Below are 19830 nucleotides of genomic sequence, written 5' to 3'. Positions count from 1 at the left end.
CGAGATATCCACGCGCTTCTCAGCCAAGTGGCGCTGGGCGCCGAGAGGGCGAATGGATATGATGCGCCATGCACATTTCCCCCCCACACCCGATGCTTGCGGCCGTCGTCGACGATCTGGCAACCCATGGCTGGTCCCAACAGGCACTGTTCCTGCCGGCGGACCTGGTCGGCGCGCTGGCGAACGAATGCCGACGCCGTTATGCCCAAGGGGAGCTTAACCCCGCAGGTATTGGACGGGGGCCGTCCCAAGAGGTGCGCGAGGCCATCCGTGGGGATCAGATTCAGTGGATCGATCCAGGCCAGGCACACGCCTGCGACCAGTACCTGGCAGCCATGGATCAACTGCGCCTGGCAATCAACCAAGGGCTTTTCCTGGGCCTGGAAGACTTCGAATGCCACTTTGCCCTTTATCCACCCGGCGCTTTCTACAAACGGCATCTGGACCGTTTTCGCGATGACGACCGGCGCATGGTGTCGGCCGTGTTCTACCTGAACGAAGACTGGACGCCCGCAGACGGTGGGCAGTTGCGCATGTTCCTGGCCGATGGGGTGGAGCACGATGTTCAGCCCGTCGCAGGGTGCCTGGTGGTCTTCCTGTCCGGCGAAGTCCCTCACGAGGTGCTGCCGGCCGGTCGTGAACGCCTGTCCTTGACTGGCTGGTTCAGACGCCGCGGCAATGACCCGTTCTGAACGGCCGTGCGTGCTGATCAGCGCGTGCCTCGTTTGACTGCGGCACGCTACTGAGTCGCTGCGGCCTGCTGCTCGTCGGCAAGCCACTTGTGTTCCAGTTCGGCCGTACGACCGCTGTCCTTCAGGCGTTGCAGCGCATTGTTCACGGCGCTTTCGAAGGCGGGGTTGTCCTTTTGGAACGGCACCACAAGCTGGTGCTTGCCAAAGGGCAGGCTGGTGTCGAGCGGGCTATCACCTTGCGCTATTGCCGTGACAGGCAGCAACGCGATGTCGTATTTGCCACTTTCGACGCCGGGCAGGGTTTGCGCCTCGGGTGTTTCGACGAATTCCACGCGCAGGTCGAGCTCTGAGGCCAGGGCCTGGCCGAACTCCACATCGAACCCTGTCAGGTGATCATCCTGCTTGAAAGCGTATGGCGCGTTGTCGCCCTGGACGGCGATACGCAGTTCACCGCGATCGGCGATTTCGTCCAGCAGCTCTGCCTGAGCCAATGGGCTGATCAGTACCGCCAGCAGTACCCCTATGGTCGAACGCATGAATGCCCCTTTTCGTTTACCCATGAATAACCGTCGCCATGGCTTTCTTCCTCGCCATGGTCGAGCGCAGCCTATGACCCTGAAGTCGCGGCATTGTTTGATGTGCAGCCTGGATTTTTTCGTGCTCGCCGCCCGCCGCCGTGGTGGGCCATAACGAAAAGGGAGGCCACCTGGGCCTCCCTCGATCCACGCTTGCTGCGTATTAGAACAGTACGCGCGAGCGGATGGTGCCCTTGACCTGTTGCAGCTTCTCCTGCGCCAGGTCCGAGTATTCGGCGTCGACGTCGATCACCACGTAGCCCACTTTCTCGTTGGTCTGCAGGAACTGACCCGAGATGTTGATGCCGTTTTCGGCAAACACCTTGTTGATTTCGCTGAGCACACCCGGAATGTTTTCGTGGATGTGCAGCAGGCGGTGCTTGCCAGGGTGAGCAGGCAGGGCCACTTCTGGGAAGTTGACCGACGACACCGAGGTGCCGTTGTCGCTGTACTTGACCAGCTTCTCGGCCACTTCCAGGCCGATGTTGGCCTGGGCCTCGGCAGTGGAGCCGCCGATGTGCGGCGTGAGGATCACGTTATCCAGGCCACGCAGCGGGCTTTCGAACTCTTCTTCGTTGGAACGTGGCTCGACCGGGAACACGTCGATGGCAGCGCCGATCAGGTGCTTGTCCTTGATGGCCGCGGCCAGGTGATCGAGTTCGACCACGGTGCCGCGGGCAGCGTTGATCAGGATGGCGCCTTTTTTCATCGCGCGGATTTCCTTCTCGCCGATCATCCACTGGGTGGAGGGCAGCTCAGGCACGTGCAGCGAGACGATATCGGCCAGGCCGAGCAATTCGTGCAGGCTGGTCACCTGGACAGCATTGCCCAGCGGCAGCTTGGTCAGCGGATCGAAGAAGTACACCTGCATGCCCAGGCTTTCGGCCAGTACAGACAGTTGGGTACCAATGGAGCCGTAACCGACGATGCCCAGCTTCTTGCCGCGAATCTCGAAGGAGTTGGCTGCGCTCTTGATCCAGCCGCCACGATGGCACGAGGCGTTCTTTTCCGGAATGCCGCGCAGCAGCAGGATGGCTTCGGCCAGCACCAGTTCGGCTACAGAACGGGTGTTGGAGTACGGTGCGTTGAACACTGCGATACCGCGCTGACGGGCAGCTTCCAGGTCGACCTGGTTGGTACCGATGCAGAAGCAACCGACGGCGACCAGTTTCTTGGCGCAGTCGAAGATTTCTTCGGTCAATTGGGTACGTGAGCGGATGCCGATGAAGTGCGCGTCGGCGATCTTTTCCTTCAACTCTGCTTCGGGCAACGAACCAGTGAGGTATTCGATGTTGGTGTAGCCGGCAGCCGTCAGGGTATCGACTGCGTTCTGGTGTACACCTTCAAGAAGAAGGAACCGGATCTTGCTCTTGTCGAGAGAAGTCTTGCTCATCTGCGTAAACCTGTATCCCGGAGAAAAGTGGCGAGGGTGATGCCAGGTGCCCGTGGGCAGCTCTAGCATGAACAGCGGGGGCGCTATGCTAGCATACGCGACACAATCTGAGCTTATCCCGACAGGTGAAGCGTGCTCAGGGTGACCATGAATAAAGCGAGAGTTCAGGCGATGACCCAGCCCGCTGTATTGGATGAGTTGAAGACCCTGGTCGACCCCGGCAAGGTGTTGACCGACCCCGAATCCCTGCAAGCCTATGGCAAGGACTGGACACGCCATTACCCGCCTGCGCCCAGCGCCATCGTCCTGCCCCGGACAATCGAGCAGGTGCAGGCCATCGTGCGCTGGGCCAATGCCCATCGTGTGGCGCTCGTGCCTTCCGGCGGGCGTACCGGGTTGTCCGCGGGCGCCGTGGCCGCCAACGGGGAGGTGGTGGTCGCCTTCGATTACATGAATCGCATCCTGGATTTCAACGCCTTCGACCGTACCGTGGTCTGCCAGCCAGGGGTCATTACCCAGCAGGTGCAGGCGTTCGCCGAGGAGCAGGGCCTGTATTACCCGGTGGACTTCGCCTCCAGTGGCTCCAGTCAGATAGGCGGCAACATCGGCACCAATGCCGGTGGCATCAAGGTGATCCGCTACGGCATGACCCGCAACTGGGTCGCGGGCCTCAAGGTGGTCACCGGCAGCGGCGAGTTGCTGGAATTGAACAAGGGCCTGATCAAAAACGCCACCGGCTACGACCTGCGCCAGCTGTTCATTGGCGCCGAAGGTACGCTGGGTTTCGTGGTCGAGGCCACCCTGCGCCTGGACCGCGCCCCACGCAACCTCACCGCCATGGTGTTGGGCACGCCTGATTTCGACTCGATCATGCCTGTACTGCACGCTTTCCAGGGCAGGTTGGACCTGACGGCGTTCGAGTTTTTCTCCGACAAGGGCCTGGCCAAGATCCTGGCGCGCGGTGACGTGCCTGCGCCCTTCGAAACGCCATGCCCGTTCTACGCCTTGCTGGAGTTCGAGGCCGGCACCGATGCGGTGGCCAACGAAGCCTTGGCTACCTTCGAACACTGTGTCGAGCAAGGTTGGGTGCTCGATGGCGTGATGAGCCAGAGCCAGACGCAGCTGAAGAATTTGTGGAAGCTGCGCGAATACCTGTCCGAAACCATTTCGCACTGGACACCGTACAAGAACGACATCTCCGTGACCGTCTCGAAAGTGCCGGCATTCCTGCGCGACATCGATGCCGTCGTCCAGGCGCATTACCCCCACTATGAGGTGATCTGGTACGGGCACATCGGTGACGGCAACCTGCACCTGAACATCCTCAAGCCCGAGCACATGAGCAAGGATGACTTCTTCGCGTCCTGCACCGAGGTCAACCAGTGGGTGTTCGAGATCGTCCAGCGCTACGACGGTTCGATCTCCGCCGAGCACGGTGTGGGCATGACCAAGCGCGATTACCTGGGCTACAGCAGGTCCCGTGAAGAAATCGCCTGCATGAAAGCAATCAAGGCCGTGTTCGACCCTGCGGGCATCATGAATCCGGGTAAGATCTTCGCACCTGAATAAAAAGCAGTATCCAGAGGAGTGGCCATGAACTACCAGCACCAGTATGCAGACGGCACGCGCATTCATTTTCCACTGGGCAAGGTGGTATGCATCGGGCGTAACTACGCCGAACATGCCAAGGAGCTGGATAATCCCATACCGACCGAACCCCTCCTGTTCATCAAACCGGGCAGTTGCGTGGTGCCGGCCGAGGGCGGTTTCAAGATTCCTGCCGAACGTGGGTCGGTGCATTACGAGGTGGAAATCGCGGTGTTGCTGGGCAAGTCGCTGTCCACGCGGCCGAGCCAGGAGGAGGTGCTCGATGCCATTTCCGGGTTTGCGCCGGCCTTGGACCTGACCCTGCGGGACGTGCAGGCCAAGCTCAAGGAAAAGGGCTTGCCTTGGGAGTTGGCCAAGTGTTTCGACGGCGCCTGCGTGTTGCCGCCCTTTGTGTCTGCCGCCAGCTTCGAAGACATCACGGCCATCCCGGTGCGCCTGACGGTCAACGGCGAAGTCCGCCAGGACGGCTCCAGTGCAATGATGCTCAACCCGATCGTGCCGATGATCCAGCACATGGCTGCGCAGTTTTCGCTGCAGGCCGGCGACGTCATCCTGACCGGCACACCAGCAGGCGTAGGCCCCTTCAACGTGGGCGATGACGTGGTCCTGGAGCTGCCAGGGGTTAGCCGGTTCGAGAGCCGGGTGCTCTAAACCAGTACCCACCTGATTTCTCGCAGATGATCCGCCTTGGCCAAGGCTCCGGTCAGGCGGCCCATCCCCGCGTCATCTGCGAATGGCCCTAGCGGGTTGACTGTTTTTTCACACGTCTTCTGGATAATGCGCAGACCTTCGCCTTTCTCCCCAGGACGTCTCGATGCAATCAAACGCCCCTGCCTCCTTCAAGCGCCCGTTCTACCTGCGCTGGCCGTTCGGCCTGGCCGTGGCAGTGATGATTGCCTATGGCGTGGCCTTCGCCATGCATTGGGACGATCGGGCAGCGCTGTGGGTCAAGGAAGGCTTCGAAAGCACGGCCGAGCGCAGTGAAAGCGTGTGGCTGCCGGACTACACGGTGGATATCGACGCCAAGCCCTTGCCGGAAATGGCCGACTACGAAGCATCGGACCTCACGTACAACCCCAGTACCCGCACGCTATTCGCCGTCATGGGCAAGCAACCCTTCCTCACCGAGCTGAACCTGGACGGCGACGTGCTGCGCAATATTCCCCTCAATGGCTGGGCAAACCCGGAAGGCGTCACCGTCATGGATGGCGGCTACCTAGCAATCACGGACGAGCGGCTGCATGACCTGACCGTGGTAAAAGTCGATGCCGCCACCACCGCGCTCAACCATGCGGACTTCCCCAGCCACGACCTGGGGGCGTCGCAAAATGGCAACAAGGGCTACGAAGCCGTGGTCTGGGACGCGTCGAAACAGCGGCTGGTCATCGGCGAGGAACGGCCGCCGCGCCTGTATGAATGGAAGTCCAATGGGCAAGGCCAACTGACGGGCGAAAAAACGCCGCTGCCCAGTGATTCGCTCGACCTGCGAAACCTGTCGGCATTGGGCATTGATCCGCGAACGGGGCACCTGCTGGCGCTGTCTGCCGATTCCAACATGCTGCTGGAACTGGATGAGCAGGGTGAACAGGTCAGCTTCATGACCTTGCTGGGGGGCTTTAATGGTCTGCAGCACACCATTCCTAGGGCCGAAGGCGTGGCAATGGATGACCAGGGCACCCTGTACATGGTCAGCGAACCGGCATTGTTCTATCGCTTCACCAAAGGGTAGGTTTTTCCTGCTATTTGCATGATGGCATTAAGCTTTATTTCAGTTGTTTGTGGTTAGATTCGCCATCCTCCGTCGAGTCTGCCTTCATGCACCGTTATTTGCGTCTGTCACTGGTCCCTGTCGTCCTATGCCTGCTGTTGCTGGGCTGGGTCGGGCAGGAATTTCGTCTGTTCGAACGTGCCTGGTTCAACCTCACCACGTGGTGGCAACCGGCCGAGCAAAGCATTGGCCTGAATCGCTACCAGGTGGTGGTCGAGGGGCGGCCAATCGAAGGGCTGGATGACGATGTCTCGGCGCTGACCTACGACCCTGACCGCAAAAGCCTGTTCACCGTGACCAACGCCCGCTCTGAGCTGATCGAGCTGTCGCTGGATGGGCGAATCCTGCGACGTATCGCGCTGCACGGTTTCGGTGACCCCGAGGCGGTGGAGTACATCGGTCCGAATAGCTACGTGATCACCGACGAGCGCCAACAGCGGCTGATCCGTGTGCGGCTCACCGACGACACCTTGTCACTGGATGCTGCCCAGGCAGAGCAATTGACCTTGGGCATCGGCCTTAACGGTAACAAGGGTTTCGAAGGGCTGGCCTTCGATTCGGTGGGCAAGCGGCTGTTCGTGGCCAAGGAGCGCGACCCGATGCTCATCTACGAAGTGCACGGGTTTCCTCATGACGATCCGCAACAACCCTATGCCGTGAACGTGGTCCAGGACCGCAAGCGCGATTCGCGCCTGTTCGTGCGCGATCTGTCGAGCCTGCAGTTCGACGAGCGTAGTGGGCACCTGCTGGCGCTGTCGGATGAATCGCGCCTGGTGCTGGAGCTGGATGTGCAGGGGCGGCCACTGAGCACCTTGTCATTGCGCAAAGGGTTCCAGGGGCTCAAAGCGACAGTCCCGCAGGCGGAGGGCATTGCGATGGACGAGGCCGGGACAATCTATATGGTCAGTGAGCCGAACCTGTTCTACGTATTCAAGCAGCCGGCGCCGTGACCTTGTCGGCGTTCGGCAAGCCCCGGTCGGCGCAACCGTACCCGGGCATGCCGGCTCGCATGGTTACTCGGCCTTCAGGCTTTTCACGCCCTCGGCAGTGCCCAGCAGCAGCAGGTCGGCAGGCCGTGCGGCGAACAGGCCATTGGTAACCACGCCCACGATGGCATTGATCTGGGCTTCCAGCGCTACCGGGTCGGCGATCTGCAGGTTGTACACGTCGAGGATAACGTTGCCGTTGTCCGTGATTACGCCTTCACGGTAAACCGGGTCGCCGCCAAGCTTTACCAGCTGACGAGCAACATGGCTGCGGGCCATCGGGATGACCTCCACCGGCAGCGGGAAGTTGCCCAGAACCGGTACCAGCTTGCTGCCATCGGCGATGCAGATGAACGTCTTAGCCACGGCAGCAACGATCTTTTCCCGGGTCAGGGCCGCGCCACCGCCTTTGATCAGGTTCAGGTGTTCGTCGCTTTCATCGGCGCCGTCCACATAGAACTCCAGCTCGCTGACGCTGTTGAGCTCGTAAACCGGGATGCCATGGCCCTTGAGGCGCTGGGCCGTGGCTTCGGAGCTGGCGACCGCGCCGTCGAAGGCCGTCTTGTGCTGCGCCAGGGCGTCGATGAAGAAATTGGCGGTCGAACCGGTGCCCACGCCAACGACGCTTTTGTCATCGAGCTTGGGCAGAATGAAGTCGACGGCAGCCTGGGCAACGGCCTGTTTGAGTTGGTCCTGGGTCATGCGGGCTCCGAGATGGGGCAGGGCGGATGTAAAGGCGACCAGTATAACGGCAAGCGCGGCTTGGCTGTGGTCGTCCGACGTAACGCTGGGGTAGACTCCGAGCCCTTGTCCCGCGGCCAGTGATGCTTTCCCGATGCTCGAACAGTACGTCAAGAAGATCCTCACCTCGCGCGTCTATGACGTTGCCGTCGAAACCCCCTTGCACAGCGCCGGGCAGTTGAGCAAACGCCTGGGCAACCAGATCCTGCTCAAGCGCGAAGACCTGCAGCCGGTGTTCTCGTTCAAGATCCGCGGGGCCTACAACAAGCTGGCGCAGTTGACCGCAGAAGAGCTGGCCCGCGGCGTGGTCACCGCCTCGGCTGGCAATCATGCCCAGGGGCTGGCCCTCGCCGCACGGGAAATGGGCATCAAGGCCACCATCGTGATGCCCAAGACCACGCCTGAAATCAAGATCGAAGGCGTGCGCTCGCGCGGCGGCAAAGTGGTCCTTCACGGTGATTCGTTCCCCGAGGCATTGGCCTATTCGCTGAAACTGGTCGATGAAAAAGGCTTCGTCTACATCCACCCCTACGATGATCCTCATACCATTGCTGGCCAGGGCACCGTGGCCATGGAAATCCTGCGCCAGCACCCCGGTCGGCTGGACGCGATTTTCGTGCCGGTCGGCGGCGGCGGCCTGATCGCCGGCATCGCCGCCTACGTGAAGTACCTGCGCCCGGAAATCAAGGTCATTGGCGTTGAGCCGGACGACTCCAACTGCCTGCAGGCCGCCATGGCCGCTGGTGAGCGGGTGGTGCTGCCGCAGGTAGGGTTGTTTGCCGATGGCGTGGCGGTGGCTCAGATTGGCCAGCACACCTTCGACATCTGCCGCCATCACGTGGACGAAGTCATCACCGTCAGCACCGACGAAATCTGCGCGGCGATCAAGGACATCTACGACGATACCCGTTCGATCACCGAGCCTGCGGGGGCACTGGGCGTGGCGGGCATCAAGCGATACGTGGAGATGTACGGGGTCAGCGGCCAGACACTGGTCGCCATCGATTCCGGGGCGAACGTCAATTTCGACCGCCTGCGCCATGTCGCGGAGCGGGCAGAACTGGGTGAAAAGCGCGAAGCCATCATCGCGGTCACCATCCCGGAGCGTCCCGGTAGCTTCAAGGCCTTCTGCGAGGCGGTGGGCAAGCGCCAGATCACCGAATTCAACTACCGCAAGCACACCTCCGATGAGGCGCACATCTTCGTGGGCGTGCAGACCCATCCGGAAAACGACCCCCGCGCGGCACTGGTGCAACAGTTGATCGACCAGGGCTTCCCGGTCACGGACCTGACCGACAATGAGCTGGCCAAATTGCACATTCGCCACATGGTGGGTGGGCACTCGGCCGGGGCGAGCGATGAAATGGTGCTGCGCTTCGAATTCCCCGAGCGGCCAGGGGCCCTGTTCAACTTCCTCGACAAACTGGGCGGGCGCTGGAACATCTCGATGTTCCACTACCGTAACCATGGTGCGGCAGATGGCCGTGTGGTGGCGGGGTTGCAGGTGCCTGAGGACGAGCGCCACCTGGTGCCGGCCGCGCTGGCCCAGATTGGCTACCCCTACTGGGATGAAACCCAAAACCCGGCCTACACGCTGTTCCTTGGCTGAACGGCTAAGCTCTTGCCCAGGGGGCGCGCCGCTTTGCAATGAACAGGCGGCGCAGCCTGGCGGGCTTTTCCGCTCGCAGCCCTTGTAACGCCACCGGCCCAGGACGAGTGACATGGAACACCTCAACACCCTCAAAGCCTTGCACGTGATCGGCACCGCACTGTTGTTGCTCGGTGCGCTGGGCGTGGCGATCTGGACGATGCGTGCCCGCCGGCAGGGCGACAGGGCGGTGTATGGCAGGCTGATGCAACGGCCCTTGGTCTTCGTCTGGCTGGTGATGGGTATCAGCCTGTTCAGCCTGCCGTTTACCGGCTGGTGGCTGGTGCACCTAGTAGGTTGGCCGCTGGGTCAGACCTGGCTACTGGCGTCGACTGCGCTGTATACCATGAGCGCGTTGGCCTGGGTATGGCTAGTCGTGCGCCTGAACCGGCTGCGCAGGACACCTGCACAGAGTATGCGGCTAACGCTGGCATTGGCCGTATTCAGTGCCGTGTGCCTGCTGTCCATCGCCGGGCTGATGGGCGCCAAGCCCGTCTGATCTTCGCCAAGGCATCCACTGATTGCCTGCCGGCAAAGCCTGGTTCACACACTTGCATAGCGCTGACGGTATATAAGCACCGCAGGCGCGTTGCTGCGCTCGCAGGCTTTGTGGAACAATGCGGTGACATGCGTTTGCGAGGTTGCTGCCGTGATCGACCCGGATGGTTTTCGCCCCAATGTCGGGATCATTCTCACGAATGATGCTGGGCAGGTGCTATGGGCTCGACGGATCAACCAGGATGCCTGGCAATTTCCACAGGGCGGTATCAACCCTGACGAGACGCCAGAAGATGCCCTGTACCGCGAGCTGAACGAAGAAGTTGGCCTTGAACGCGACGATGTGGAAATTCTTGCCTGCACCCGTGGTTGGTTGCGTTATCGTTTACCCCAGCGACTGGTGCGCACCCACAGCCAACCGTTGTGCATCGGCCAGAAACAGAAGTGGTTCCTGTTGCGTCTGATCAGCAATGAGCAACGGGTGCGCATGGACCTGACCGGCAAGCCGGAGTTCGATGGCTGGCGCTGGGTGAGCTACTGGTACCCGCTGGGCCAGGTTGTGACATTCAAGCGCGAGGTCTATCGGCGCGCCCTGAAAGAGCTAGCACCGCGTCTTTTGACGCGCGACTGACGACGGAGTTCGACCCCGAGCCATGCTCAATACGCTGCGCAAGATCGTCCAGGAAGTAAACTCCGCCAAAGATCTCAAGTCGGCGTTGGGGATCATTGTCTTGCGTGTCAAAGAGGCCATGGCCAGCCAGGTCTGCTCGGTCTACCTACTGGACCCGGAAACCAACCGGTTCGTGTTGATGGCCACCGAAGGGTTGAACAAGCGCTCGATCGGCAAAGTCAGCATGGCCCCCAACGAAGGCCTGGTGGGACTGGTAGGCACCCGCGAAGAACCTCTTAACCTCGAAGATGCCGCCGCGCACCCGCGCTACAGGTACTTCGCCGAGACCGGCGAGGAGCGCTTCGCCTCCTTCCTGGGCGCCCCGATCATTCACCACCGCCGCGTGGTGGGTGTGCTGGTCATTCAGCAGCGCGAGCGTCGCCAGTTCGATGAGGGCGAAGAAGCGTTTCTGGTGACCATGAGTGCGCAACTGGCTGGGGTGATCGCCCACGCCGAGGCCACTGGCTCGATTCGCGGTTTGGGTCGCCAGGGCAAAGGCATCCAGGAAGCGCGATTCGTCGGTGTGCCTGGCTCCCCTGGCGCTGCCGTAGGGCGGGCCGTGGTGATGCTGCCACCGGCCGACCTGGAAGTGGTCCCGGACAAGACGGTCGAGGACATCGACGCCGAACTGCACCTGTTCCATGCGGCCCTCGAAGGGGTGCGCGCCGACATGCGCAAGTTGTCGGCCAAGCTGGCCACTCAACTGCGTCCCGAAGAGCGGGCGTTATTCGATGTCTACCTGATGATGCTCGAGGACGCTGCCCTGGGCGGCGAGGTGCGCGAGGTCATCAAGACAGGTCAATGGGCGCAGGGCGCACTGCGCCAGGTGGTGGGCGAGCACGTCAACCGCTTCGAACTGATGGATGACGATTACCTGCGCGAGCGGGCCTCCGACGTCAAGGACCTGGGCCGACGCTTGCTCGCCTACCTGCAACAGGCACGCTCGCAGTCTTTGGTCTATGCCGACAACACTATTCTGGTCAGCGAAGAGCTGACCCCGGCCATGTTGGGCGAAGTGCCCGAAGGCAAGCTGGTGGGCCTGGTCTCGGTATTAGGCTCGGGCAACTCGCACGTGGCCATTCTGGCCCGCGCCATGGGCATTCCGACCGTCATGGGCCTGGTCGACCTGCCCTATTCGAAGGTCGATGGCATCGAGCTGATCGTCGATGGCTACAAAGGGGAGGTCTTTACCAACCCCAGCGAGGTGCTGCGCAAGCAGTACAGCGACGTGGTCGAGGAAGAGCGCCAGCTGGCCCAGGGCCTGGACGCCTTGCGCGAGCTGCCCTGCGTTACCCCTGACGGGCACCGCATGCCGCTGTGGGTCAATACCGGCCTGTTGGCCGACGTGGCCCGCGCCCAGCAGCGTGGCGCCGAAGGGGTAGGCCTGTACCGCACTGAAGTGCCGTTCATGATCAACCAGCGCTTCCCCAGCGAAAAAGAGCAGTTGGCGATTTACCGCGAACAACTGGCGGCTTTCCATCCACTGCCCGTGACCATGCGCACGCTGGACATCGGGGGCGACAAGGCGCTGTCCTACTTTCCGATCAAGGAAGAAAACCCCTTCCTGGGTTGGCGTGGCATTCGCGTCACACTCGACCACCCCGAGATCTTCCTGGTGCAGACGCGCGCCATGCTCAAGGCCAGCGAGGGCTTGAACAACCTGCGGATTCTGCTGCCGATGATTTCCGGCATTCACGAACTCGAGGAAGCGCTGCACCTGATTCACCGCGCCTGGGGCGAGGTGCGTGACGAGGGCACCGATGTGCCAATGCCGCCGGTGGGCGTGATGGTGGAAATCCCGGCCGCGGTGTACCAGACCCGAGAACTGGCGCGGCAAGTGGACTTCCTGTCGGTGGGTTCCAACGACCTTACCCAGTACCTGCTGGCTGTGGACCGTAACAACCCACGGGTGGCCGACCTCTACGACTACCTGCATCCAGCCGTACTGCAGGCGGTCAACACTGTGGTCCGTGATGCCCATGCCGAAGGCAAGCCGGTAAGTATCTGCGGCGAAATGGCGGGCGACCCGGCCGCTGCCATCCTGCTCATGGCCATGGGCTTCGACAGCCTGTCGATGAACGCCACTAACCTGCCGAAGGTGAAGTGGATGCTGCGCCAGGTGAACATGAGCAAGGCCAAGGAGCTGCTGCAAGAGGCGCTGAGCCATGACAACCCGCAGGTCATCCACAGCTCGCTGCAGCTGGCGCTGAAGAACCTCGGGCTTGCACGGATGATCGGGCCTGGGGCCAACAAGCCGCTCTGAGCGCCGCGTGTGCTGGCGCCTTAATAGTTGACCTGCGCACAAGGCCGGCCTGGGTGATCAAACCAAGCGTTTCACCTCCCCGACAAGGGACCCGAACGGGCCGAAGCTGCGTTCGATTAACTGCCTTTGTCCTCGATCATCGACGATCAGCACGGTACTGGCGCGTGTGCCGTAGTTCTGACTGGCGATGAACGCGCTCGACAACAGTTTTTCGGTTGCCAGGCCAACACCCGTTTCCGGCAACTGGGCGTCGGCTACAGGCTCGTCATCGGCCAGCAGTGCCAGCAGTTGCTCTGGATCGGGCTTTTCCAATAACCCCTCCAGGCGGCTGCGCGCCTTGACCAGTTTTGGCCATGGGGTATCAAGCTGCGCATTGGAAAGCCCGTACACCCCTGCCTCAAGCAGGCGTGGCGCTGCTTCCCTGGCGTTGACGTAACCCAGGGCATGGTCATTGCCGATGAGCAGGTTGAACCCTGAATACTGGTCGGCTCGGCTGGCCACCTGAGCCAGATACGCCTCCACGGTTTGCTCTCCCTTCAGAAAAGCGGCCACCAACTCGCCACGCGAACGCGATCCCAGTGCCTGCCTGGGGTCGCGGATATTGGTCAACGCGGCGAAACGTCCCTGCGGGCCGATCCCCAGCCAAGTCCCGCCAGCCTCCAGGTCCCTACCGGCGTACACCTGCGGCGCCTCTTCCCACGGTGCCAACGCCAGGGTAGGGCGGGCGTAGAACTCATCACGGTTGGCCGCCACGATCAGGGGCAGGGCATGCCCTGGCCGCCACGCGAATACGATCAGGCACATTCTTCGGGTCCTGTGTTTTCTTCCACTGTACCCAGGCAGCGGGACAGATCCAACCTGACACAGACTTCACTAGAGCCGCGAACCCAGCTTCCGTTACCATGCCGGATTGATTTCTCGGGGAAGCCGAATGGAATTCGTGCTCTATCTGGTATTAGGTGCATGTGCGGGGGTGCTGGCCGGCCTGTTCGGCGTGGGCGGGGGCATCATCATCGTGCCTGTGCTCGTGTTCAGCTTCACATTGCAGGGCTTTGACGCCTCGGTGTTGACGCACCTAGCGGTAGGCACATCCCTGGCCTCCATCGTCTTCACCTCCATCAACGCCGTGCTCGAGCATCACCGCAAAGGCGCGGTGCAATGGCCGATCTTTGCCTGGATGACCTTGGGGATCCTGCTGGGTGCTGGTGTCGGGGCCAAGACGGCGTCGCTGATCCAGGGGCCCATGCTGCAGAAGATCATTGGCGTCTTCGCCTTGGTGATTGCCGCGCAGATGGCACTGGACCTCAAGCCCAAGGCCAGCCGCGGTGTGCCCGGCAAGGCTGCACGGGTGGCAGCGGGTGGCGTAATCGGCTGGGCGTCGGCCATTTTCGGCATCGGTGGCGGCTCGCTGACTGTACCCTTCCTGACCTGGCGCAGCCTGCCCATGCAGCAGGCCGTGGCGACGTCGTCAGCGTGTGGCCTGCCCATTGCGATCGCCAGTGCAGCGGGTTTCATGGTGCTGGGCTGGCATGAACCCCAGCTGCCGCCGCACAGCGTCGGTTACATCTACCTGCCGGCGATGGTCGGCATCGCCGTGACCAGCATGTTTTTCGCACGTTACGGGGCGCGGCTGGCTCACAGACTGTCACCGCGCCTGTTGAAGCGCCTGTTTGCGGCCCTGTTGTTCTGTGTAGGCCTGAGCTTTCTGATTTGAATCGAGAGGATGTTAAATGCTGCCTTACCCGCAGATAGACCCCGTGGCACTGGCCATCGGACCGCTGAAAATCCATTGGTACGGCCTGATGTACCTGATCGGCATTGGCGGGGCCTGGTTACTGGCCACCCGCCGCCTCAACCGGTTCGACCCTACCTGGAGCCGCGAAAAGCTTTCCGACCTGGTCTTCTGGCTGTCGATGGGCGTGATCGTAGGGGGACGTTTGGGCTATGTGCTGTTCTACGACCTGCACGCGTACCTGGCCAACCCGACGTTGATCTTCGAGGTCTGGAAAGGCGGCATGTCGTTCCACGGCGGTTTCATTGGCGTGATGCTGGCTGCACTGTGGTTCGGCAAGCGCAACAACAAGTCGTTCTTCGAACTCATGGACTTCGTCGCCCCGCTGGTGCCGATCGGCCTGGGTGCCGGGCGTATCGGCAATTTCATCAATGCTGAACTGTGGGGCAAACCGACCGATGTGCCATGGGCGATGACCTTCCCGCCGTTCAGCGACCCGGCGCAGTTGCCGCGCCACCCTTCGCAGCTGTATCAGTTCGCCCTCGAAGGCGTGGCACTGTTCGTGATTCTCTGGCTGTACTCGCGCAAACCCCGGCCAACCATGGCAGTTTCCGGAATGTTCGCGTTGTTCTACGGTATTTTCCGTTTCATCGTCGAGTTCGTGCGGGTGCCGGATGCCCAGCTCGGTTACCTGGCGTGGGGATGGCTGACCATGGGTCAGATTCTGTGCATCCCCATGATCGTGGCTGGCCTTGGGCTCATCTGGTGGGCTTATAATCGCAAGCCTACGGCGACACCCGCCTGATCACTCTCCCGGCAGGGGCGATCCCCTGCCGTCTAGCTACAGGTAAGCCATGAAACAGTATCTGGACCTGGTCCGCGACGTTATCGAAAACGGCACGTTGCAGGAAAACCGTACCGGCATCCGCACCATCAGCCTGCCAGGGGCGATGCTGCGCTTCGACCTGCAGAAGGGCTTCCCCGCTATCACCACGCGCAAGCTCGCGTTCAAGTCGGCCATCGGCGAAATGGTGGGCTTCCTGCGCGGGGTTCGCAATGCCGGCCAATTCCGTGAGTTGGGTTGCAAGGTCTGGGACCAGAACGCCAACGAAAATGCCCAGTGGTTGGCCAACCCGTTCCGCCAGGGCCATGACGACCTGGGCGAGATCTACGGGGTACAGTGGCGGCAATGGCCGGGCTACAAGCGCATCGCCCTGAGCAATCAGGCCGCGATCGAGATGGCGGAAAAGGCCGGCTTCCGGCAGATTGCCCAGGATGAAGAGGGTGGCGTGGCGTTTGTCATCCTCTACAAGGCCATCGATCAGGTCCGCCAGTGCCTGGACACCATCGCCAACGATCCTGGCAGCCGACGCATCCTGTTCCACGGCTGGAACTGCGCCCAGCTGGATGAAATGGCCCTGCCGCCTTGTCACTTGCTCTACCAGTTCCACCCCAACGTGGAAACGCGCGAGCTTTCACTGACGCTTTACATCCGCTCCAACGACCTTGGCCTTTTATCGGACGTAGGGAAAAGCGCACAGTACGCGCTCCTAGCCTAAAAAAATTTACCTTTCTTCCTACTATTTCTTGACCTTGACAAGCTGCACATTCTGCATAGGATGGGCGGCCTTCGAAGCAGAGGTAGTCAGTGAAGGTAGTAGTCACAAGAGATCGGCTGGTGGAGCTCCAAGGCTCGCTGGTCAACGAAGATGGGCCGCTGGTCGATGGCCAGGTGGCAGTCACAGGGGTGGGGCTTTTTGACTCCGAGGAGAGGCTGGTGCCCCTCGCGAGTGAGTACCTTTCATACGCCATTCGGCACAAAAAATTAGCAGACACATCTGCTCAGACCTATGGCCAGAACATCGGCTATTCGCTCGATTGGTTCAAGACTCAGCCAAACTTTGCGTCGGCTTCATACGATGAAATCCTACTAGCCGTAACTAAGAACACTATTGGGCGGTACTTTGCCTACCTGCGTGAAGTAGAGGGCCTCAGTTCAACAACTATCAGGAACAGGGATAGTTGTTTGATGGCTCTATACAGTGACTTCTTGTGCGTGGCTAGTAAACATAAACCAGCCAGGAGGCAGGATAATCCTTATGCGGGTGGGTTCATCTCGCCTACTCCTAAGCGTGAACTTGTTATTCCCTGCTCGCTCCAAGACTTAAAGCATCTTATCAAGTCTACTCCTTATGAGCGAGAGCGTGCTGTAATTCAGTTCATTTTTGACAGTGGGCTGCGCCGCAGCGAAGTTGGTCGTGTGACTTTAGGTGCAGTCAATCATGCCCTCAACTTCGCTCGCTCCCAATTCTACTCGGATGATATTGAGGAGGCGCTTCCTCCAGAATACTGCCCTCTTACTATTGATGGCAGTAAGGGGCCTGGTGGCGAGTATAAGCCAAGAATTTCTATTGTTAGCCGGGCAACCCTTGAGCGCATTAGGGCCTATCATTCAACGCCGCTGTATCGGAAGTATGCTCGTCAGTACGAAAGTCCTGAGCATACCCCGTGTTTCTTTAATGCTGATGGTAAGCCTTACAATGCGGATGCTGTGAGCAAGCTTCTAGAGCGCCTTTCAGAGCGAGCCGTAAAGAAAAAACTGATTGATCGTTCTATCTCCCCGCATAAGTTGCGCCATGGAAACGCTTATGCCATTTTAAGTAGTCCGGATCTCGGTAAAGACTACTTGGGTCGCCTTGCTGTGGCTCAGCGGCATCTTGGGCACTCCAGAGATAAAATCACCGAAATTTACACGCAGATTCCACACGAGATCTTTAGTTTGCTATCCCCTGATGGCGAGGTAACCACTCGCGCTAAAAACATGCAGGATCTTTCTGCTGAGACCACACTCAAAATCCGCCTGGGGGATATGAAATGAGCATCTTTGAATCTGCTGTTGAAACAATGCATGTCCTCACTTGGCTCGATGAGGTCGAGAAAGATCCACTGGGCTATTACAAAGTAGAGTTCGCGGACAATGATAGCGGGCGCTTTGCGTCCCTTATGCTGAGTCCTTCCTACGTCTCTAGCTATGGCCTTGATGTGTCCTCGGAGACATTTGAGATCGCCGAGAACAAGCTCATTTTGAACATGCTGGTTGATGGCTTGATCGAACAGGGCGAAGCCGCGACAGCTACGAATTGGCGCCTTAAGTTGCTGGGTTGGTACAGGTCTTTGAGCAGCGAGCAGAAGCTCACACTTCCGATTTTTGGCAATCAACTGAGCATGAAGCGTGGCCTCAAGCTTGTGCCCGAATTGGCATCGATCCAATCGGCAATGAGTGCCTATCCAACTGTTCGCCGTGCTTATGACGAAATCAATGACGACCTTCAAAAGCTTGGTGTTATTTCGGGTGCGTATCAGACCGTACACGAGCGGATTGACAGTAAAGAGAAGTTTGAGCCAGTAGAGCATGGTCTTGTGGATTTCAAGCGCCTCAAAGCGCTTCCACTGGACTGCACGGACGACTACGAACGCCCCGGCCCTGGTAGGCCATTTCAAAGCATTAAGCACGCCTTTGCCTCTGCATCACTTAAGGCTGCGAGCGATTCGGGTCTGAGCAACTATTTGGAGACGTTCAAATGGGTGGCGAAGTTTTTCGTCGAACTTGGCCTAACAGGCATGGAATCTATTGGCGATATTCTCGATCCGTTTGTTCTACCTCGTTTTCGCTCACATTTGGAACAGCGGGTGATCACGGGAGATTTATCCCCAAATCACGCTAACACTTTGATGAGCTCTTTCCGTAAGACGCTTGGTACAGTGTCTAGCGTCAAAGGATACGACGGGTCTAGCTTTATTAACTCCCCAGGCTTTGATGCTAATCGTGTGACTGACACCTATCGTCCATACTCTGTGGATGAGCGTCTACGTATCTCGCAGAGTGTTGACGAGGATATCCTGCTCAACAACCGTCTGGCACAGCCCTACGTGCAGTCTGGTGTTGGTGTGGATCCCGTTGGCACTGACGGGCTGTTGAAGCATGGCCAGGGAACTCTCGAAAACGCTCGATGGATTTTTGAGAACAAGTTCGGTTGCTCAAGTCTCGGCTTCACCGCTGATGAGTCTGATCCATATGTAAGGGCTTATCTGAGTATCCTCACTCGTGCCGATATTGGTATCCGAGATGTCATGCAAAGCTGGGGCGTTCACCACATTGTCGATTCTGCTGTGATCACGCCTTATATCGTTAAGCTTGCACAGATCACCGGCCTCAACGCCGACTCACTCAGACTGATGAACCTGGATGACTATGTGAAAGAGCATGAGCTCACGCTTCGGCCATGTCTCCGGTATTGGAAGGAGCGCTCGGACGGCGGAAAGGTCATGCACCTCGACTTGTTCGATGCGGAGATCACATGGCTCACCACATCACAATCCAAAGAGGTGGCGAAGATCTTTGAGGAAGTGAAGTTCCTTACAGCTGGTATTCGGAAAAATGCACCGGCTGAAGCCAAGAAAAGGCTGTTCATCTGGGAGTCGAGCGCGCCTGCCAGCTATAGAAAGATCAAGGCCCTTTCGACATCCAAAATTGCAGTGATGTCTGTGCTTTTCGGAGCCTATGCGAAGCGTAAAGGACTCCTCGATGACTCTGGGGTGCCTCTGAGCCTCAGCGCATCCCGCCTTCGCCCAAGCTTCATCAGCGAGCTTGTGGAGCGAGATGTCACGATTCGTGAGATTCAGCTCATTCTTGGTCACAAGCATGTGGAAACTACCATGGCTTACCTTGATCGCATGGATTTCAACGCCATGGCCCGCGCCAAGCTTACCGTCGCTCTTAGCCAGGTTCACGAATCGGCTATGGAGCCTGAAATGCACAAGCGCCAAGTGGTTCCGGAAAAGAAGGTTGAGCTCATTGAGGCGGTGAATGTCGGAGCACCGAGGGTCGTCTTCAAAACTCCTCTTGCTAGCTGTGCCAACATCATGAACCCACCCGAATTTGTGAAGAAGCTCAGCTCTTACGTTCCGGGTAGTCCTTGCTCCATGTACAACATGTGCCTTGGCTGTGCCAATGTGATGCTGACCGCATCGGATCTGCCGCAGCTATTTGCCATGGAGCGGGATTATCTGAAGCTTGCAGAAGTTTCTCGCATCATGGATACGCCATATGGACGTGTCGTGAGAGAAAACCTGACCTTGCTCAACAAGATTCTGAGTGAGAATACTTCGGAGTTTTCTTTAGAGGAACTAGCTGAAGGCCGACGGCTGGCGGAGTTTGTTGATACCACGATTTTGGTTGATGGGGTGGGCCTGTGA

17 protein-coding genes and 1 pseudogene are annotated in these 19830 nt (G+C 59.6%); 14 read left to right on the top strand and 4 right to left on the bottom strand.

All coding sequences use genetic code 11. The features are described 5' to 3' along the window. Positions 1-68: 68 nt before the first annotated feature. Positions 69-692 carry a 2OG-Fe(II) oxygenase gene (locus B2J77_RS20270; protein WP_058638163.1) on the top strand — a complete coding sequence of 208 codons (624 nt, stop codon included), beginning with the start codon at positions 69-71 and terminating at the stop codon, positions 690-692. Between the two features lie 47 nt (positions 693-739). Here B2J77_RS20270 and B2J77_RS20265 read toward each other — a convergent pair whose 3' ends face one another. Both B2J77_RS20265 and serA read right to left on the bottom strand, forming a co-directional pair. Further along, a complete protein-coding gene (locus B2J77_RS20265) occupies positions 740-1228 on the bottom strand; it encodes a substrate-binding periplasmic protein (protein WP_058638162.1) in 489 nt (162 codons plus the stop codon). 202 nt (positions 1229-1430) lie between these two features. Beyond that, complete coding sequence (gene serA, locus B2J77_RS20260; RefSeq protein WP_078479322.1) at positions 1431-2660, bottom strand: phosphoglycerate dehydrogenase; 1230 nt, start codon at positions 2658-2660, stop codon at positions 1431-1433. Between the two features lie 171 nt (positions 2661-2831). Here serA and B2J77_RS20255 point away from each other — a divergent pair, with 171 nt between their 5' ends. The 4 genes from B2J77_RS20255 (at position 2832) to B2J77_RS20240 (ending at position 6986) form a co-directional block, all read left to right on the top strand. Then, a complete protein-coding gene (locus B2J77_RS20255) occupies positions 2832-4229 on the top strand; it encodes an FAD-binding oxidoreductase (RefSeq protein WP_078479321.1) in 1398 nt (465 codons plus the stop codon). A 24-nt stretch (positions 4230-4253) separates the two neighbouring features. Next, the gene (locus B2J77_RS20250; protein WP_058602864.1) at positions 4254-4919 is read left to right on the top strand and encodes a fumarylacetoacetate hydrolase family protein; all 666 of its coding nucleotides are present in this window, start codon (positions 4254-4256) and stop codon (positions 4917-4919) included. A gap of 163 nt (positions 4920-5082) precedes the next feature. Then, positions 5083-5997 carry an SdiA-regulated domain-containing protein gene (locus B2J77_RS20245; RefSeq protein WP_078479320.1) on the top strand — a complete coding sequence of 305 codons (915 nt, stop codon included), beginning with the start codon at positions 5083-5085 and terminating at the stop codon, positions 5995-5997. A gap of 86 nt (positions 5998-6083) precedes the next feature. After that, entirely contained in the window at positions 6084-6986 is a 903-nt protein-coding gene (locus tag B2J77_RS20240; RefSeq protein WP_078479319.1) for an SdiA-regulated domain-containing protein, read from the top strand. A gap of 63 nt (positions 6987-7049) precedes the next feature. Here the strand turns inward: B2J77_RS20240 and rpiA are convergent, their stop codons facing one another. Then, positions 7050-7724: a ribose-5-phosphate isomerase RpiA gene (gene rpiA, locus B2J77_RS20235; RefSeq protein ID WP_078479318.1), complete on the bottom strand. Its 675-nt coding sequence runs from the start codon at positions 7722-7724 to the stop codon at positions 7050-7052. Between the two features lie 133 nt (positions 7725-7857). On the opposite strand from rpiA, the gene ilvA reads away from it, so the two are divergent. The 4 genes from ilvA (at position 7858) to ptsP (ending at position 12842) form a co-directional block, all read left to right on the top strand. Continuing rightward, the gene (ilvA, locus tag B2J77_RS20230; RefSeq protein WP_058638157.1) at positions 7858-9372 is read left to right on the top strand and encodes a threonine ammonia-lyase, biosynthetic; all 1515 of its coding nucleotides are present in this window, start codon (positions 7858-7860) and stop codon (positions 9370-9372) included. 112 nt (positions 9373-9484) lie between these two features. After that, positions 9485-9910 carry a DUF2269 family protein gene (locus tag B2J77_RS20225; protein ID WP_058638156.1) on the top strand — a complete coding sequence of 142 codons (426 nt, stop codon included), beginning with the start codon at positions 9485-9487 and terminating at the stop codon, positions 9908-9910. A gap of 150 nt (positions 9911-10060) precedes the next feature. Then, entirely contained in the window at positions 10061-10540 is a 480-nt protein-coding gene (locus tag B2J77_RS20220) for an RNA pyrophosphohydrolase (protein ID WP_023532670.1), read from the top strand. 22 nt (positions 10541-10562) lie between these two features. Continuing rightward, the gene (ptsP, locus tag B2J77_RS20215) at positions 10563-12842 is read left to right on the top strand and encodes a phosphoenolpyruvate--protein phosphotransferase (protein ID WP_023532652.1); all 2280 of its coding nucleotides are present in this window, start codon (positions 10563-10565) and stop codon (positions 12840-12842) included. A gap of 57 nt (positions 12843-12899) precedes the next feature. Here the strand turns inward: ptsP and B2J77_RS20210 are convergent, their stop codons facing one another. Further along, complete coding sequence (locus B2J77_RS20210; RefSeq protein WP_078479317.1) at positions 12900-13646, bottom strand: NRDE family protein; 747 nt, start codon at positions 13644-13646, stop codon at positions 12900-12902. A 127-nt stretch (positions 13647-13773) separates the two neighbouring features. Between B2J77_RS20210 and B2J77_RS20205 the strand changes: the two genes are divergently transcribed. The 5 genes and pseudogenes from B2J77_RS20205 (at position 13774) to B2J77_RS20185 (ending at position 19830) form a co-directional block, all read left to right on the top strand. Further along, a complete protein-coding gene (locus B2J77_RS20205; protein ID WP_058638154.1) occupies positions 13774-14556 on the top strand; it encodes a sulfite exporter TauE/SafE family protein in 783 nt (260 codons plus the stop codon). Positions 14557-14572: 16 nt separating this feature from the next. After that, entirely contained in the window at positions 14573-15379 is an 807-nt protein-coding gene (lgt, locus tag B2J77_RS20200) for a prolipoprotein diacylglyceryl transferase (RefSeq protein WP_078479316.1), read from the top strand. A gap of 49 nt (positions 15380-15428) precedes the next feature. Then, a pseudogene (locus B2J77_RS20195) lies at positions 15429-16130 on the top strand (thymidylate synthase); the annotation flags it as partial. Positions 16131-16222: 92 nt separating this feature from the next. Beyond that, positions 16223-17452 (top strand): tyrosine-type recombinase/integrase, encoded by a 1230-nt coding sequence (locus B2J77_RS20190; RefSeq protein WP_078479314.1) that lies wholly within the window; start codon positions 16223-16225, stop codon positions 17450-17452. After that, the gene (locus B2J77_RS20185; RefSeq protein ID WP_078479313.1) at positions 17449-19830 is read left to right on the top strand and encodes a tyrosine-type recombinase/integrase; all 2382 of its coding nucleotides are present in this window, start codon (positions 17449-17451) and stop codon (positions 19828-19830) included. Before B2J77_RS20190 ends, B2J77_RS20185 begins: the two co-directional genes overlap by 4 nt.

The sequence above is a fragment of the Pseudomonas parafulva genome (assembly GCF_002021815.1).
Classification (GTDB): domain Bacteria; phylum Pseudomonadota; class Gammaproteobacteria; order Pseudomonadales; family Pseudomonadaceae; genus Aquipseudomonas; species Aquipseudomonas parafulva_B.
Note: the sequence above shows the minus strand (reverse complement) of the source record. Positions and strands in the feature narration are given on the sequence as shown.